The sequence below is a fragment of the Arthrobacter sp. P1_C12_2 genome, from assembly GCF_056406415.1.
This window is the reverse complement of the sequence record NZ_JBFUAF010000029.1, coordinates 24,915-41,988: the sequence shown is the minus strand read 5'-3', so window position 1 is coordinate 41,988 and position 17,074 is coordinate 24,915. Positions and strand designations below refer to the sequence as shown.

Below are 17,074 nucleotides of genomic sequence, written 5' to 3'. Positions count from 1 at the left end.
CGGCAGGGCTGTGCCCGGCGTCTTCACCGTCCGCTGCCGCGGACCCGTGTCCCGTTCCGGCCTGTGCCGCGTTGCCCGTGCGGGGGTTGGTGGCGGTGTTCATCACCGTGAGGAGGTATTCGAACTGGTCGGCGGTGGCGAAGATCTCCAGGTGCTGCAGGCCGTGCCGGGGTTTGCGGACGAAGGCGCCCTGGAGCTGGCGGAGCAGTTCATCGGCCGGTTCGGCGCCGTCCTGGTCCAACGCATCGGCCCAGCTGCGGGTGACCCGGGCCAGGAAGTCGGCGTCGTTCTCGGCGGCCGTGCGGGTCAAGGCGTGCTCCATGGCGGCCGCCGCTTCGGCACCGCACAGCGGCCTAACCCGGTCCAGGGCGGCGGCGATGACCGTCGCGGCCCGGGACGCGACCTCGCCGGCCGCAACCGCGGCCCCAAGCTCCCGGTACACGGCAGGTACGGCCCGGCCGCCGATTCCCTGCCGGGGCAGCAGGGTTTCGGCGAGGCAGAGCCGGCGCTTCGCCTCCGCGGCGCCGATCCGCAGCCTCGCCCGCAGGAACTTTGTGGTGTTCCGGTACCCGTCATCCAGCACCGACCCCGGCCCGGCCGAGCCGGCCGCTGGAACCGCCGCCAAGGAACTGGGCCCGTCGGCGGGCCCCGCGCCCGCGGAGGTGCCGGCAGGCTCTGCGGCTGCGGTTGCGGTTCCGGCCCCGCCGGTCTCCCACTGGCCGGGGCTCTCTCGCCAGCCCGTGGTCCACGCGGTGACCGGCCCCGCCGCAGTCCCCGCGGCCGCGGCGGCGGACTGCTTCCGGGTCCGGTCCACGGCGGCGGCCGCGACCAGCTGCAGAAACTCCGCTATGCGGGAGAACTCCTCCACCTGTCCGGCGAAGTCCGACGCGGTCCGGAATCCCCACGATTCCGCGTCCTCCAGCGCCGTCGAGTTCACTCCCTGCAGGAGCGCCAGGGCGACGTCCAGGCCCGACCGGGCGGCCAGGGCGACGTCCGCACCGGAGTGCGGGGCCGGGTCCGTGCCCCGGTCCATGCCCTGATCATCCTCGAAAGGAATGAAATCCCTGACGGCTTCCACAACTACAGTCTGCCGAGGGGGTGTGACAATTTTAGTGGGCACCCTGGCAACGACAGCGAAAACAACCGAGGCCGGGACTTGGTCGTCATCATGATCCGGCGCCACACCGGCTGCAGCAACAGATCGGGATGCCCGCCGCAACAAATGCACCTACACTGCTGGAATGCCTATCATTCCGGATACCAAGGACTGGACTTGGGTCCTGTCACGGCCCTGCCCAGAGTGCGGTTTCGATGCCTCCGCTGCGACCCCGGCCACGGCGCCGGGGATAGTCACCAGCATGCTCCCGCGGTGGCGGGCAGCCCTCCGCCGGCCGGACGCGACGGAACGCCCCAACGAGGCCACGTGGTCCGTCCTCGAGTACGGCTGCCACGTCCGGGATGTCTTCACGCTTTTCGATCACCGCCTGTCCCTCATGCTGACCGAGGACGATGCCCGGTTCGCTGACTGGGACCAGGACATGGCGGCAATCGAGCAGGACTACGCCAACGCCGAGCCCACCCAGGTCGGCGCCGAACTGACCGCGGAGGGCGAGCAGATTGCCGCGTCCTTCGCGCGGGTCCCGGAGGAGGATTGGGGCCGCAAGGGGATCCGGAGCAACGGCTCAGTGTTCACTGTTCTGACCTTCGCGCAGTACTTCCTGCACGACGTCGTCCATCACCTCCACGATGTGGACGGCTAGCGAGAGCTACGGCGCTGCCGGCTGAAGCTCCTTGTCCCACGCCATGCTCCGGTTGACGGCCGCATAGCCCATCTTGACGTAGAGCGCGAGCGCCCCGGTCGGGTTCTCCGAGTCGACATCCAGTGAGGCCACGTCCATGCCCGCAGCAGCGAAGCGGCGCATGGCATCGGCCAAGAGCAACTGCGCGATGCCGCGGCCCCGGAATTCCCGCCGGACGCCTAGGAGCTCTGTGTACCCCTCGCGGAATCCCCGGGTCAGGGCGCCCTCGGCGTCGTGGGTGGCCAACTGGTATCCGGCCACCGTCCCGGTGGAACGGTCCAGGACCACGCCGCTCAGGTCCGGCCGGGCCTGCGGATCATTCACCACAAAGCCCCATCCTTCCTGGTCGCGGGGCTCGCTGCCCCAGTGGTCCCGGAACGCCGCGTTGTGCGCCAGCCGCACCGGCTCATGCATCTCCGGCCCAAAAGTCACGAGCTCCAGTCCGGGGTCCAGGGCAATTTCAGGCACAGCCTGGGTCAGTGGCCGGTGCATCTCGTTGTAATAGCGGACAATACGAAAGCCGGAACCGGCGAACAAGGCGGCCTGGTGTTGGTGCTGCTGCTCGATGTGGAGCCGCAGCCTCGGGCGCGGGACCACGGCAGGCGCAGCCGGCCCTGCGTCCTCTGCGAAGCGGTCTATGGTGCGCTGTTCCATCCAGCCCAGCAGCCCGGTGCCGATCCCGCTCCCCTGCAACTCAGGGTCAACGCAGCCGGAGCCGTTCGCTTTGTCACCGTCGCGGTTTTTGGTGATCCGGCCGTATGCCCGGGCAACGCCCTCTTCATCGAAGCCGAGGATGGTGTTTGCCGCCACCGGGTTGTTATTCGACGCCAGGATCTGTTCCAGATCCGCCCGACGCTCAAACCAGACGGGTTGCTCGACGGCGGCGGTCCGGGCGATCAGCCCGGCCCAGGCGTCGAGGTCGCTGTGCCCCGCCGCCCGCCAGGACAGCCGGGGATCGAGTGTGGGCCGGAGCTGGAGCTCGCCGTTTCGGTTCATGGCAACAGGCTAATCGGCGCGCTACCCCCGCGCCAGCACGGCCGCCGTCGCTGGACCGTGGCCCGTGGCAGCGGCGGCAGCGGCGCCGTCGAGGTCCAGCCGGGTGTCCGCGGCGTCGATATCGTCCGGGTTGTGGGTGACCAGGACAACGGTCCGGTCGCGGAGCCCATCCCGCAATTCGGCGAGCATGAGCCTGCCTGACTCCCCATCGAGGTGCGCCGTCGGTTCATCGAGCAGGATGACATCGGCCCCGGTCATGAGCGTGCGCGCAACGGCAAGGCGCGTACGTTCCCCGCCGCTGAGGAACGCCCCGCCCGGGCCGATCCGGGTGTCCAGGCCGTCCTCGAGCCGGGCCATCAACGGACCGAGTCCGACGGCGTCAAGGGCAGCGCGCATCTGCTCGTCGCCTCCGGACCCAGCCTGGGTACTGTCCGTGCTGGCGGGAGCGGTCTCCGGCCGCGCCAGGAGAAGGTTGCCGCGGATGGTCGAGTCGAACAGGTGCGCCTCCTGCGGGCACCAGGCGGCGCGTCCGCTCAGGTAGAGGTGGCCGCCGGCCGCCGGCAGGAATCCCAGGATCGCGGCCAGCAGGGTCGATTTGCCCGAGCCGGAGGCGCCGGTGACGGCCAGCCAGCGCCCGGGGCCGGCCTCGGCCGTGAGTCCGGTAAAGACGTTGCCGCCGCCAGGCCACGCGACGGCGAGGTCCACGAGTTCGATCCCGGGCCCGCCGCCGGGCCGCGAGGCCACGTGCACCACGCCACCGGTTGCGGTGTCGACGGTGTCCGGTTCAGCGTTGGCCCCCGACTTGAGGACCCCTGCCTCGCTGATCCGCCGCATCACGGCGCGCAGCGCCGGGTACTGCCGCACGGCCGTGGAGATGGCCGCGTAGGGGTCCACCAGGGCAAGCTGCACGAGGACGACGACGGCGACAGTCTCCGGTTCGACCGCGCCGCTAAGGGCGAGCGGGGCAGCCAGCACGGCGCTGGCCAGGGCAGCTCCCGCGCAGGCCAGGACGGTCAGGGCCTGGCCGAGCCCCTCAGCCCATGCCGACCGCTGTGAAGCAGCCGTCGCGGCCCGGTCAGCCCGTCCAATCGCACCGAGCACGGGGGCGCTTACGCCGTTCGCATTCAGTTCTGCGCGGGCGTCCAGGGCAGCGGCCACGTGGCGGAGCACGCCGGAGCGGAGCTTCTGCTCGGTGCCGGCAGACATGCGGTCGGCGGCCAACGCCAGTGCGGGGGCTACGATGATGCTCAGCAGCGCTGCCGCGACAACGGCGGGCAGCGCCGCGGGAAGCAGTAGCCCGATCCCGACCACTGCGGCCGCGGCGACAGCTATGGTAGTTACGGGCGGCAGCACGACGCGGGGCAGGAGCTCGCGGACAGTGTCGACGTCGTCCACCACCGTTCCCAGAACGTTGCCGCCCTGCAGGAGCCGGCGCAGGGACAGTGCCCGGTGGCTCAGCGACTCCCAGAGCCGGCCCCGGAGGCGGGTCAGGGCGGCGAACACCGCGTCATGCAGCAGCAGCCGCTCCGAGTACCGCAGGCAGGCCCGGCCGACGCCGAAGAACCGCACGCCGACAATCGCGGTGAGCAGGTACAGGATGGGCGGCTGTTCGCTGGCGCGGATGATGAGCCAGCCGGAAAGCCCGGCGAGGGCGACGGCGAACAGGGCCGCCAAAGTGCCCACGGCGCCGGCGGCGGCAAACCGGCCCTTTACTGGGGCCAGAAGGCGACGCAGCTGGGCCGGGACCGAACCGGACGGGCCGGCTGAGCCTGCTGGGGCCGCCGCCACGGCCGCGGCAGGCTCTGCGTCGGTTTCAAGGCGGCCCGGGGTCGGGCCCGGCGTCGCGGCATCCACGACGGACGGCGGCCGGATGGCCGCAGCCTGCACGCCCGGGTCTCCCTCGGCGGACGCCGTCCGCAGCGGGATGGGAGCCGGAGGTTCACTGCCGTGATGCCGGCCGGCACCCGGCGACACCGCGACGAGCGTGTCGGCAAGCTCCCGGGTCTGCCGGTCGTGCGCGACGAGCAGCACAGTGACTTGTCCCCGGAGCCCGGCGAGGGTTCGATTGACCATTGTGGCCGATCCGCGGTCCAGATGGGCGGTGGGTTCATCCAGGAGCAGTACGCTGGCGCCGGCCTCGATCCGTGCCAGCCCGCGGGCCAGCGCCACCCGCCTCAGCTCCCCCGGGCTCAGCTCGGCCGGGTGCTTGGCGGCCAGGTGCTCCGCGCCCACGGCCGCGAGGCACCGCTGCGCTGCCGCATCGGCTTCCGCGGCGGCCGAACTGCCGGCGGAAGTATCCGCCAAAGTGCCGGCGGCAGTGGCCGCCGCAGTCCCGGCCAGCGCGTTCACGGCACTGCCGGCCGCGGCAGTGCCGGGTTCGTAGGCGGGAACGCCGAGATACAGGCGGATCTCGTCCAGCACTGTGGAGGCCAGCATGACGGGGTGCTGTGGCACCCAGGCGACGTCCGCCGTCGTGAATCCTCCGAGGCGTCCGGACACGACGGTTCCCGTGCCCGTCCCGATGGTCCCCGCGAGGACTCCGAGCACGGTGCTCTTGCCGGCGCCGCTGGCCCCGTCGAGGGCCGTGATCTTGCCGGCGGCAGCGGTGAAGCTCAGCGGCCCGACGGCGGCGTCAATGCGTCCGCCGAAGCGAACGGCCAGCCCGTCCACAGTCACGGCAGGCGGGCCGGCAGCAGGAGCGGACGCCGGCGCCGGAATCAGCGGCGCGGCTCCCGGGTCCGCGAGGACCGCAGTGGTTTCGGCGAGCGCTGCCCGGCCTTCGTCGCTGGCGTGGTGTGCGGTGCCAAGCTCCCGGAGCGGCAGGTAGCAGTCGGGAGCCAGGATGAGTGCAAGCAGACCTGCCTCAAGCGCCATGTCGCCGTGGACCAGGCGGACGCCGATGAACACGGCGACGACCGCCACCGAAATCGTCGAGATGAGCTCCAGGGCCAGGGCGGAGAGGAAGGCGGTGCGCAAAGTCCCCATGGTCCGGGAACGATATTCCTCGGACATGTCCTCCAGTGCCTGGCGCTGGGCGGAGGCCCGGCCCAGTCCCACGAGGACGGGCAGGCCTTTGGCGAGCTCGAGCATGTGCCCGGAGAGCCGTGCCAGTGCGGACTGGGCGTCCCGGACGCGTTCCTCGGTATACCGCCCGATCAGGATCATGAACAGCGGCACCAGCGGCACCGTCAGCACGATCACCACGGCGCTGATCCAGTCGGCGAACAGGATGCGGGCCCCCAGCAGGAGCGGGATGGCCGCGCAGTTCACCAGCGCGGGCAGGAACTGGGTGTAGTAGTTGTCCAGGGCATCCAGCCCCCGGGTGGCCAGCACGGCGAGGCCGCCGTCGGCGGGTCCGGCCGACCGTGTTCCGTTCCGAAGTGCCTGTTCCAGCAGTTGTGCGCGCAGTTCCTCCTTCACTCCGAGCGCCGCCCGGCGTGAGGCCACGGTCTGGGCCCACACGGTCAGGGAGCGCAGCACGGCGCCCGCGACGCCCAGAACCAGCTGGTCTGCCCAGGCGGGGTCATGCGCGGCGAGCCCGGCGAGCATCGAGGCCACGGCCTGAGCCATGAGCACGAGCGAGAGCGCCTTCAGGGCGGCAAGGAGTCCCAGCAGGTAGAGGGCGGAACGGGTCGCGGGGCCGGCGGGGAACGGTCTCATCAGGGAAGTTAGTCCTTCGGTGCCAGCGCTTTGGCGGCGATCGCGGGAAGGAAGCTGTGCGCCTCCGGGATGTGCGCCGCGCTCACCCGGCGCCGGAACACCCAGTACGTCCAGGCCTGGTACGCCAGGACCAGCGGCAGCCCGATGCAGGCCACGATGCTCATCAGGCCCAGGGTGTAGTCCGAGGACGAGGCGTTGGAGACGGTGAGATTGAATGCGGGGTTCAGGGTGGAGGGAAGCACCACCGGGAAGGCGGCACCGAAGATGGACGCGCTGCCGAGCAGGAGGAATGCCCCCAGCGACATGAAGGCACGGCCTTCGGCACCCTTGCGGGCGAAATTCCATGCCAGCACTGCCGCGACGACGGCGGCGACAACGGCAGCGATAGTCCAGGCCTCGCCGCTGAGGAGCTGGAGGCTCACCGCCCAGCCGGCCATGGGCAGCAGCAGCACGGGCAGCAGCCGGACGAACCACGCCCGCGCCCGGTGGCGTACGTCGCCGTCGGTCTTCAGCGCCAGGAACCCGAGTCCGTGCAGGAGGGAGAACCCGACGACGGCGAGCCCGCCGAGCACGGCGTAGCCGCTGAACCAGGCGAACGGGCCGCCCTCGCGGTCGCCGTTGGCGTCCAGCGGCAGTCCCGTGGTGGTCAGGGCCAGTGCGGCGCCGACGCCGAAGGCCGCGACGAACGACCCTGCCGAGATGGCCCAGTCCCAGCGGGCGCGCCAGCGGGGGTTGTCCACCTTGCCGCGGTATTCGAAGGCGACTGCGCGGAAGATGAGCGCCACGAGGACCAGCAGGAGCGGCAGGTACAGGGCGGAGAACAGCGAGGCGTACCAGAGCGGGAAGGCCGCGAAGGTGGCGCCGCCGGCGGTCAGGAGCCAGACCTCGTTGCCGTCCCAGACCGGGCCGATCGTGTTGATCAGAACGCGGCGTTCTGTGTTGTTCCGGGCGAACCCCTTCATCAGCATGCCGACGCCAAGGTCGAAGCCCTCGAGAAAGAGATAGCCCGTCCACAGCACCGCGATGGCGACGAACCAGATGGTGGGTAGCAGTTCCATGCTGAGAATCCTCTGCGCTTTTCCGTGTGGGGTTGCTGGGTAGGTGGGTTGCTGGGCTGGCGCCTAGTAGGCGAAAGCCAGGACGTCGTCGTCGGGTTTGCCCGGACCGCCCCGGGGGGTGCCGTCTTCGTTTTCGTCAACGGGGGCATGGACAAGTTCCGGCATGGCCGAGGCCACGCCGCCGCGGATGTACTTGACAAGGAGCTTGACCTCCACCACCAGCAGCACCGCATAAATGCTGGTCAGGACCACGAGGGAGGTCAGGATCTCACCGGCCGAGACCCCCGGTGAGACGGCCGCTGCGGTGAACATGAAGACCTGATCGATGCCGCTGGGGTCCGGGTTCGGGGCGACGACGAACGGCTGGCGGCCCATCTCGGTGAAGATCCAGCCTGCCGCGTTGGCACCAAACGGTGCCAGGATGCCGAACACCGCCACTCGCATGAGTCCGCGGGAGGCCGGCACGGTGCCCTTGCGGGTGACCCACAGTGCCAGTAGGGCTGCGAGGGCGGCCACGCCGCCGAAGCCGATCATCATCCGGAAGCCCCAGTAGGTGACTTCCATGACCGGCACGTACTGGATTTGCTGGCCGGCGCGGTCCCCGTAGATGGGGTTGTCCGGCAGTGTGGTGCCGTACTTGGCCTGGTACTCGCCCAGCAGGCTGTTGACGCCCTTGACCTCCGTGGTGAAGTCGCCCTTGGCCAGGAAGGACAGGATGCCGGGAACCTCGATCACGGCTTTGATGTCGTCGCAGTTCTTGGCGCCGACGTTTCCGACGCTGAGGACCGAGAAGCCGGTGCCGTCGTGGCAGGCTGCCTCGGCGGCGGCCATCTTCATGGGCTGCTGCTCGAACATGAGCTTGCCCTGCAGGTCCCCGGTGAAGGCAGTGCCCGCGAAGGAAATCATGGCGACGACGGCGCCGATCCGCAGCGAGCGGATCCAGACGGTATGGTCTGCGCGGTCCCGGCCGAGGATTGCTGTGGCCTCGCCGGGAATCACCCTGCCGTCGGCCCCGACGGTATCGATGCCGTCGCGGCGGCGGCGCCACAGGTGGTACCAGGCGATGCCGAGCAGGAACCCTCCGGCGACGGCGAGGGCGCCGAAGAGGGTGTGGGGCACGGCGACGAGGGCGGTGTTGTTGGTGAACACGGCCCACGCGTCGGTCATGACGGGCCGGCCGTTGACCATTTCGACGCCGACGGGGTGCTGCATCCAGCTGTTGGCCACGATGATGAAGTAGGCCGAGAAGAGGGAGCCGATGACGGCGACCCAGAGGCAGGCCAGATGGACGCCGGGCTTGAGCTGTTTCCAGCCGAAGATCCACAGGCCGAGGAACGTCGACTCGACGAAGAAGGCCAGGAGCGCCTCCATGGCCAGCGGGGCGCCAAAGACGTCACCGACAAAGCGGCTGTACTCGCTCCAGGCCATGCCGAACTGGAATTCCTGCACGATTCCGGTGGCGACACCCATGATGAAGTTGATCAGGAAGAGCTTGCCCCAGAACTTGGTCATGCGCAGATATTCCGGTTTGCCAGTGCGGTACCAGAGCGTCTGGATCACAGCCACCACCAGCCCGAGGCCGATCGTGAGCGGCACCATCATGAAGTGGTAGACCGTGGTGATTCCGAATTGCCAGCGTGCGATTTCCAAGGCGTCCAAGGCAGTCCCTACTTTTGGCTAGGTCCAAGCAACTTCTACATGGCGTAGAAGTAAGTCTTCTACAGAGTGTAGAACACAACGGAGCTTCCCCGTAATTCAGACTCCCACGGCACGTCACGGCCTGCAATGGAAGAAGGGCCCTGCCCCGCCGTCCCCGGCCGAGGGTCCGACACGCCGGGCGGCCGTGTTCTACTTCATGTAGAAAGAATGCGCAAAACGCGGTAAATTTGTAACTGAAGTGTTCACATACACCGCCCCGGCAGGCACCAGCAGTTTCCCAGCATGACGCCGGCGCGGCAGGCATAGAAGGATGTACGCAATGGCAAGTCTCGGTGAACTGGAACGGGCCGTGATGGACCTGCTCTGGGCAGGCCAAGAAGCTGCGACGGCCAACACGTTGCGGGACCTCCTCGCGCAGAGCACCCAGCCCCAGGACGGCAGCGCCGGGCACGTGGGCAAGGACCTCGCGGTCACCACGGTGCTGACCGTACTCTCGCGCCTTGAGCGGAAGGGCCTGGTGGAACGCGAACGCGGCACCCGCCCGCACCGCTACCAGGCCGTCTCCAGCCGCGCGGACCACACAGCGGAGCTCATGCATGAGGTCCTCGGTTCCGCCCCTGACCGCGAGGCCGTCTTGGCCCGGTTCATTGGTTCCGTCACGGACAACGAGGCAGAAACCCTGCGCAAGCTTTTGGGCCGCAGCTAGCGCCCGATGTTCTGGACCTCATATTTTCTGGCGGTCCTGGCGATAGCACTGGCGTGGCCGGTGCCTATCCTCCTTTCCCGTGCCCAGTGGCCGGCCCGCTCCCCCTTCACGGCGATGCTGTTGTGGCAGGCGATCGCCCTGGCCGGCGGCCTGTCCATGATCGGCGCCATGCTGGTCTACGGGCTCGAGCCGATCGGGGACAACCTGCTCTCTGGCCTGCGGGCGCTGGCGGGGATGGTCTTCAACAATGCCCCCACCACGGATCTGGGCTTCTGGCACATCTTTGCGCTCTCGGCCGCGGCCCTGCTGACGGCACACCTCGTTTTCACCCTGCTGCTGACCTACTACAAGATCCAGCGCCAGCGCCGCCGGCACCGCGAACTGCTGGACCTTCTGGCCTCACCGTCCTCCGACGGCCCGCGGACCATGGTCCTGAACGTGGACTCTCCCGTGGCGTACTGCCTGCCCGGCGGCGCACGGTCCGTGACCGTTCTCTCCGACGGCCTCATGGCCGCCCTGGAGCCCGATGAGTTGCGTGCCGTGCTGATTCACGAGAACGCCCACCTGAGCCAGCGCCACCACCTCCTGCTCTGGGCCTTCGCCGCGTGGCGCCAGGCGCTGCCGTGGCTCCCCACCACCCGGCTGGCGCAGGAGTCGGTCAACTCCCTGATCGAAATGCTTGCCGACGACGTCGCGCTCAAGACGGAGAGCAAGGCGACCCTGATCAGGGCGATTGCCATTGTGGCAAGCGGGTCCCCGGCCACTCCGGCGGTACGCCTCGCGTTCGGCGAGCCGGGCCTGTCCGACGTCGACCCCAGCCAGCCCGGCGCCACCGGCGGCAGCGGCTCGGCGGGTACGACGGCGTCCCGCGTCAGCCGGCTGCTCTCGCCCCGGCCGCCGCTGTCGGAACCGCTGCGCGCCGCCGTCCTGGCCTGTTGCGCGCTGCTGCTGGCCGTGCCAACGGCCCTGTTGCTGGTCCCCGGCCTGCTCGGCTAGGGCCCGCCCCCTGCCCATCTGATCATCCCGCTCAAACGCCGGACCGCCCCGCCTGGAGCCAGGCGAAACGGTCCGCGTGGGGCTGTGGCATCGTTATTTCAGCAGCTTGCTGCCCTTGAATTGGAGATCCCCGGTGCCGGAGCCGTTGCCCTTGGCGGTGCCGTTGATCGCCGAGGAGGTCATGGCGAAGGTCAGCGTGGAGTGGGCGATCGCGTCGGCCATTTGCTCCAGCACAGTGGTGTTGACGTTAGCGATGGTGTCGCAGGCCTGGTGGTAGCAGGAGTCATGCGCCACATTGGCTGTCCCGCCGAACACCGCCGCCTCCGCCACGGTCTTGATGCCTTCCGCGCCGGTGAAGAGGCCGCCCGCCGGAATCCCGTTGGTGATGAACCCGGAGTAGTCGGAGCGCCCGTCGAACTCGGTCGGCGCGGTCGGCAGGTTCTGCGACTTGAAGTAGTCCAGGAAAACCTTCTCGACCAGCGCGGAGCCATTGGGGCCCTTTGTGCCGAGGGAGGAACCGTCGCCGTCGTAGACGTACCGGACAAAGTTCGGCGAGCCGACCATATCGAAGTTGAGGTTCACCGCGTGGGTCTTGATCTGGCTCGCCGTCAGCTGGGATGCGTAGTAGTCGGAGCCGATGAGTCCTGGTTCCTCTCCTCCCCAGAAGGCGAAGCGGACCCTGTTGACGGGGGTCTGGCCGGACGCCTTCAGCTGGATCGCCGTCTCGAGGATGGAGGCTGTCCCGGTGCCGTTGTCGTTGATGCCGGGCCCCTCAGGCACGGAATCCAGATGCGCTCCCACCACGACGGTGCGGTCCGCCCGACCGCCGGTGTCGGCCAGGATGTTGAACGACGTCAGCGCAGTGACGGTGGCGTTCACGGAGAGGTGCATGCTGACGTTGCTCAGCCCGGCGAGTTCGGCGCCGGTGGCGAAACTTGTGCTGACCACCGGGAGACCGGCCTGGGGCGCGTCCAGCGTGCCGCCGAACAGGGCAAATCGCTCGTCTCCCGGGTCGACATTGCCCTGGTTGAAGATGATGACGCCGGCCGCCCCCGCGGCGGCCGCATTGTCCGCCTTGATCCGGAATGTGCAGGTGCCGCGCTGGATCAGGGCGATGCTGCCCGCCGTGAACCCGCCGAAGTCAGCTGCCTCGCAGCCGCTTGTGGAGGCCCTGTCGCCGGCCAGGTTGATGTCGACGGCGGCCAGGGTTGCCGTGACGTTGCCGGAACCGGAGTAGTTCATATCGAGGAAGCCGTCCGGGGCGTCATAGGCGTAGCTCCTTGGCGATGGCGAGAGCCGCTCCATGGAGGCCGAGACCGTGTCGTAGCGGTCGTAGGGGAAGGTTTGGCGGACCGGGGTGTAGCCGGCGGCACGTAACTTGCCCTCGATGTACTGTGCGGAGGCTTCATAGCCCGGGGTGCTGGCAGCGCGGGTGCCACCGTTGGCGTCCGCGACCGCCTGGAGCGCTGCGAGATGCTTCATGATGTTCGTGGCCGACACGGCGGCACGCAGGGATGCTGTGTTTGTTCCGTTGTCTGCGAGTGCGGGCGGCGCAAGGGTGGCCGCCAATCCGATCGAGGCGGCGATGGCCGCGCGGCGGATATTCCGGCGTTGCTTCATAGGGGTCTCCTGGATTCGGCTGCGGAATCCGAATCCGGGCGTCCTTGCCCGCATCGGTGAGATGAAGCTATCGGAAGCACCTTGGGCAAAAGTTGGGAGAGCCAGGCCCCAGCGAAGCAGCCGCGGAATTCAGCCGCCGGCCCTTCCCCGTCGGCGGGGCGTCAGGCGTCGATGCGCTCCCGGTCCAGGTTTGCGGCGCCCGCAATGATGAAATCCTTGCGCGGCGCCACGTCCGAGCCCATGAGGAGGTCAAAAGTCTCTTCGGCCTGCTTGGCGTTCTCGATCCCGACCTTGCGGAGCGTCCGGTGGCGCGGGTCCATGGTGGTTTCGGCCAGCTGCTCGGCATCCATCTCGCCCAGCCCCTTGTACCGCTGGATCGGCTCCTTGTAGCGCTTGCCCTCTTTGGCGAGCCGCGCCAGCAGGACATGGAGCTCCGCCTCGGAGTAGGTGTAGATCATCTCGTTGGCCTTCTGGCCAGCGTTGACCACCTCCACACGGTGCAGCGGCGGGACGGCGGCGAAGACGCGGCCCTCGTCGATCATCGGGCGCATGTAGCGGAAGAAGAGCGTCAGGAGCAGGGTCCGGATGTGGGCGCCGTCGACGTCGGCGTCGGTCATCAGGATCACCTTGCCGTACCGGGCGGCGCTGATATCGAACGTCCGGCCCGAGCCGGCCCCCACCACCTGGATCAGGGCCGCACACTCGGCGTTGGAGAGCATGTCCCCCACCGAGGCCTTCTGGACGTTGAGGATCTTGCCACGGATCGGCAGGAGCGCCTGGAAGTCGGAGGACCTCGCCAGCTTGGCGGTGCCGAGTGCGGAGTCACCTTCGACGATGAACAGTTCGGAGCGTCCGACGTCGTCGGTGCGGCAGTCGGCGAGCTTGGTGGGCATCGAGGAGGTCTCCAGTGCATTCTTCCGGCGCTGGGTTTCCTTGTGGACCCGGGCCGAGATGCGGGACTTCATCTCGCTGACGATCTTTTCCAGCAGCAGCGCGGACTGGGCCTTGTCGTTGCGGTTTGCGGACGTCAGCTTGGCGCTGATCTCCTGTTCCACCACCTTGGCCACGATGGCACGGACGGCTGACGTGCCCAGGATTTCCTTGGTCTGGCCCTCGAACTGCGGTTCTGCCAGCCGGACGGTCAGGACCGCGGTCAGGCCGGCGAAGATGTCGTCTTTTTCGATCTTGTCGTTGCCGGCCTTGAGCTTGCGGGCATTGGTCTCCACGGCCTTGCGGAACGTCTTGAGCAGGGCCTGCTCGAAGCCGGACTGGTGGGTGCCGCCCTTGGGCGTGGAAATGATGTTGACGAACGTGCGGACCGTGCTGTCATAGCCGATCCCCCAGCGCAGCGCCACGTCGACCTCGCAGTCGCGTTCGACCTCAGCGAGCTGGCTGTGGCCCTTTTCGTCGATGACGGGGACGGTTTCCTTGAATTTCCCGGCACCGTGGAGGCGCCAGATGTCCGTGACGGCGGGGTCGGCGGCGAGGAATTCGACAAACTCGGAGATGCCGCCGTCGTGGTGGAAAACCTCCTCATGCGGGCCCGCTTCGCCGGGCGTGCCGGCAACCCTGCGTTCATCCCGGACCGTGAGCTTCAGCCCGGGGACCAGGAACGAGGTCTGGCGGGCACGGGCGGCGAGGTCATCGTAAGAGAACTTGGCGTCGGGCGTGAAGATCTGCCGGTCCGCCCAGTACCGGATCCGGGTTCCGGTCACGCCGCGCTTGGCCTTCCCCACGACATCCAGCACGGAGCCGTCGATGAAGGGTTCGAAGAGGGTGGCGGGGTCCGGCTTGGTGCCCGGATCCTTGAACCGGCCGGGCTCCCCCCGGCGGAAAGACATCTTGTACGTCTTGCCGCCGCGGTCCACTTCGACGTCGAGGCGGGCCGAGAGTGCGTTGACCACGGAGGCACCCACGCCGTGCAGGCCGCCGGAAGCGGTGTAGGAGCCGCCGCCAAACTTTCCGCCGGCGTGCAGCTTGGTGAATACCACCTCGACGCCGGTCAGCCCGGTTTTCGGTTCGACGTCCACCGGAACGCCACGGCCGTCGTCGTGGATCTCCACCGAATTGTCAGCATGCAGGATGATCTTGATGTCGTGGCCGAAGCCGGCGAGGACCTCGTCGACGGAGTTGTCGATGATTTCCCAGAGGCAGTGCATGAGTCCGCGGGAGTCCGTGGAGCCGATGTACATGCCCGGGCGCTTACGGACGGCCTCGAGGCCCTCCAGCACGGAGAGGTGCCGGGCGGTGTAATCAGAACTGGGTGCCACGGGTCGTGAACTCCTTACAGGATCGGGACCGCCCCTGCAGCGTGCGCAGGCGGGCAGTCACAGAATTTGACGCTCTTCCTAGGTTAGTCGGACTCCGGGTCATCCACGGTTTGCCACTCCCCGCAGGGACTCTCCGGCCACTCGCCGTTACTGAGACGTGATACGCGGACAGCGAAAGTAGGCCATCCGTGCCATGTATCGGCCACGAATGCTGGTTATATAGGTATACCGATCTACTAAGGAGGCCGAACATGACAACAGCAGTTGCGGACCGCACACTGACCGCCGCAGACCGGTGCGATCGTTGCGGGGCACAGGCATATGTCCGGGTTGTTCTCGGCGCCTCCGGCGGTGAGCTTCTATTCTGCGGCCACCACGCACGCGCCGTAGAGCCGACGCTCAAGCCGCTCAGTTCAGACTGGCACGATGAGACTGACCGCCTTCACCAGAAGGCTCCGGTTCCGGTCGACTAGACCGCACCGGTTTCGGCTCGGCACCCCACAGGGTTCCGGGCGACCTGAGACCATTGGATCAGGGCCCCTCCATACCGGAGGGGCCCTGATTCGTTAAGTGCCGTTTGGCCAATTGCCGTGCCACCCCGGCGGCAGCAGCAACTTGGCGGCAACAAAAAGCAACGCGACCTCACGTCCGGCCCATTCCTCCAGTGAGGATGGGCCCGAAGTGACGCCGCGTTGCTGTGAACTTCGCCTGGCCTGTGACCAGTTGCTGCTTAGTCCAGGTAGTCGCGCAGGACCTGTGAGCGCGACGGGTGCCGCAGCTTGGACATGGTCTTGGATTCGATCTGGCGGATACGCTCGCGCGTAACGCCGTAGACCTTGCCGATTTCGTCTAAAGTCTTCGGCTGGCCGTCGGTAAGACCGAAACGCATCGCGACGACGCCGGCTTCGCGCTCGGAGAGCGTATCCAGCACCGAGTGCAACTGCTCCTGCAACAGGGTGAAGCTCACGGCATCCGCGGGAACCACGGCTTCGGAGTCCTCGATGAGGTCGCCGAATTCGGAGTCGCCGTCCTCGCCAAGCGGGGTGTGCAGCGAGATGGGCTCGCGGCCGTACTTCTGGACCTCTACGACCTTTTCCGGGGTCATGTCCAGCTCGAGGGCCAGCTCCTCCGGGGTGGGTTCGCGGCCGAGGTCCTGCAGCATCTGGCGCTGGACGCGGGCCAGCTTGTTGATGACTTCCACCATGTGCACCGGGATGCGGATGGTACGCGCCTGGTCGGCCATGGCGCGGGTGATCGCCTGGCGGATCCACCAGGTGGCGTAGGTGGAGAACTTGAAGCCCTTCGTGTAGTCGAACTTCTCGACCGCACGGATCAGGCCCAGGTTGCCTTCCTGGATCAGGTCCAGGAAGAGCATGCCGCGGCCGGTGTAGCGCTTGGCCAGTGAGACGACGAGGCGGAGGTTGGCCTCCAGCAGGTGGTTCTTGGCGCGCTTGCCGTCGTGGATGACAAATTCGAGCTCGCGCTTGAGTTTCGGATCCATGGTGCCGTCGTCGGCGGCGATCTTTTCCTCAGCGAAGAGACCGGCCTCGATCCGCAGGGCCAGGTCGACTTCCTGCTCGGCATTCAGCAGGGCGACCTTGCCGATCTGCTTCAGGTAGTCCTTGACGGGGTCGGCGGTGGCACCGGCGGACATGACTTGCTGCACCGGGGCGTCGTCGTCGTCGGCGTCGGAGTACACGAAGCCGGAGCCGGTGGTCGCCGCGGCCTTGCCGGCGACTTCCTCGCCCTCTACTTCGTCGCCGAGTTCGGCGGCGTCGGGCGTGATGTCGTCAAGATCCTCTTCGGCGTCATCATCAGACGTACTGGCAGAGTTGCCGGCGGCTTCTGCCGCGGCTTTCGCGCCGGGCTTGGGCCCGCGCTTCTTGGGCTCAGGCTTGGCGACTCCGGTTACGGTGTCGCCACCCTCTGCGGAAGCGGCGTCCTTGACAGCCTTGTTGGCTGCGCGCGTGGCGGCGCGCTTGGCGTTGGTCGCCGCCTTCTTCTCCTCAGGGGACAATTCGGCCTGGTCGGCTGGTTCCTTCTTCGCGGAAGACGGGGTCACTGAAAACCTTTCTAGCTGCGGTCTGCGGATCGCCATACGGGCAACACCACTATGACCCTGTCAAGTCCGTGTTTGACATCAAGCGCAACCACGGCCAGCAGAGCCACTTAGTAGAACTGCTGGGAGGGCCTTAATGTTCCCTGTTTCCAAGGTTCATTTAGGGCACTTGATACACGGACCCAACCGGGTCGCGGCAACCATTGTCTCACGGTTTTCAACCTGAGCGCCTTTCGGGACGCCGGGTCCAG

General features: G+C 67.9%; 12 protein-coding genes. 4 read left to right on the top strand and 8 right to left on the bottom strand.

The window, feature by feature from the left end; all coding sequences use genetic code 11:
* On the bottom strand, nucleotides 1-1,078 hold a 1,078-nt coding region (locus AC1DZQ_RS21460; RefSeq protein WP_476965407.1), incomplete at its 3' end, for a DUF222 domain-containing protein.
* A gap of 163 nt (nucleotides 1,079-1,241) precedes the next feature.
* Here AC1DZQ_RS21460 and AC1DZQ_RS21455 point away from each other — a divergent pair.
* Nucleotides 1,242-1,760, top strand: coding sequence for a DinB family protein (locus AC1DZQ_RS21455; RefSeq protein WP_476965406.1), 519 nt, complete (start codon nucleotides 1,242-1,244; stop codon nucleotides 1,758-1,760).
* A gap of 6 nt (nucleotides 1,761-1,766) precedes the next feature.
* On the opposite strand, the gene AC1DZQ_RS21450 is transcribed toward AC1DZQ_RS21455, so the two are convergent.
* The 4 genes from AC1DZQ_RS21450 to AC1DZQ_RS21435 all read right to left on the bottom strand — a co-directional run bounded on the left by AC1DZQ_RS21450 (nucleotide 1,767) and on the right by AC1DZQ_RS21435 (nucleotide 9,172).
* The gene (locus AC1DZQ_RS21450) at nucleotides 1,767-2,795 is read right to left on the bottom strand and encodes a GNAT family N-acetyltransferase (protein ID WP_476965405.1); all 1,029 of its coding nucleotides are present in this window, start codon (nucleotides 2,793-2,795) and stop codon (nucleotides 1,767-1,769) included.
* A 21-nt stretch (nucleotides 2,796-2,816) separates the two neighbouring features.
* Complete coding sequence (gene cydD, locus AC1DZQ_RS21445; protein WP_476965404.1) at nucleotides 2,817-6,455, bottom strand: thiol reductant ABC exporter subunit CydD; 3,639 nt, start codon at nucleotides 6,453-6,455, stop codon at nucleotides 2,817-2,819.
* An 8-nt stretch (nucleotides 6,456-6,463) separates the two neighbouring features.
* A complete protein-coding gene (cydB, locus tag AC1DZQ_RS21440) occupies nucleotides 6,464-7,513 on the bottom strand; it encodes a cytochrome d ubiquinol oxidase subunit II (protein WP_476965403.1) in 1,050 nt (349 codons plus the stop codon).
* 63 nt (nucleotides 7,514-7,576) lie between these two features.
* A complete protein-coding gene (locus AC1DZQ_RS21435) occupies nucleotides 7,577-9,172 on the bottom strand; it encodes a cytochrome ubiquinol oxidase subunit I (RefSeq protein ID WP_476965402.1) in 1,596 nt (531 codons plus the stop codon).
* Between the two features lie 319 nt (nucleotides 9,173-9,491).
* Here AC1DZQ_RS21435 and AC1DZQ_RS21430 point away from each other — a divergent pair, with 319 nt between their 5' ends.
* Both AC1DZQ_RS21430 and AC1DZQ_RS21425 read left to right on the top strand, forming a co-directional pair.
* The gene (locus tag AC1DZQ_RS21430; RefSeq protein WP_018772400.1) at nucleotides 9,492-9,878 is read left to right on the top strand and encodes a BlaI/MecI/CopY family transcriptional regulator; all 387 of its coding nucleotides are present in this window, start codon (nucleotides 9,492-9,494) and stop codon (nucleotides 9,876-9,878) included.
* A 6-nt stretch (nucleotides 9,879-9,884) separates the two neighbouring features.
* The gene (locus tag AC1DZQ_RS21425; RefSeq protein ID WP_476965401.1) at nucleotides 9,885-10,874 is read left to right on the top strand and encodes a M56 family metallopeptidase; all 990 of its coding nucleotides are present in this window, start codon (nucleotides 9,885-9,887) and stop codon (nucleotides 10,872-10,874) included.
* Between the two features lie 93 nt (nucleotides 10,875-10,967).
* On the opposite strand, the gene AC1DZQ_RS21420 is transcribed toward AC1DZQ_RS21425, so the two are convergent.
* Nucleotides 10,968-12,494, bottom strand: coding sequence for a M20/M25/M40 family metallo-hydrolase (locus tag AC1DZQ_RS21420; protein WP_476965400.1), 1,527 nt, complete (start codon nucleotides 12,492-12,494; stop codon nucleotides 10,968-10,970).
* Nucleotides 12,495-12,655: 161 nt separating this feature from the next.
* Nucleotides 12,656-14,764 carry a DNA gyrase/topoisomerase IV subunit B gene (locus tag AC1DZQ_RS21415; RefSeq protein WP_476965399.1) on the bottom strand — a complete coding sequence of 703 codons (2,109 nt, stop codon included), beginning with the start codon at nucleotides 14,762-14,764 and terminating at the stop codon, nucleotides 12,656-12,658.
* A gap of 251 nt (nucleotides 14,765-15,015) precedes the next feature.
* Between AC1DZQ_RS21415 and AC1DZQ_RS21410 the strand changes: the two genes are divergently transcribed.
* Nucleotides 15,016-15,237, top strand: coding sequence for a DUF7455 domain-containing protein (locus tag AC1DZQ_RS21410; protein WP_026266251.1), 222 nt, complete (start codon nucleotides 15,016-15,018; stop codon nucleotides 15,235-15,237).
* Between the two features lie 257 nt (nucleotides 15,238-15,494).
* On the opposite strand, the gene AC1DZQ_RS21405 is transcribed toward AC1DZQ_RS21410, so the two are convergent.
* Nucleotides 15,495-16,826, bottom strand: a complete 1,332-nt coding sequence (locus AC1DZQ_RS21405) for an RNA polymerase sigma factor (protein ID WP_476965398.1) — start codon at nucleotides 16,824-16,826, stop codon at nucleotides 15,495-15,497.
* Nucleotides 16,827-17,074: the final 248 nt, after the last annotated feature.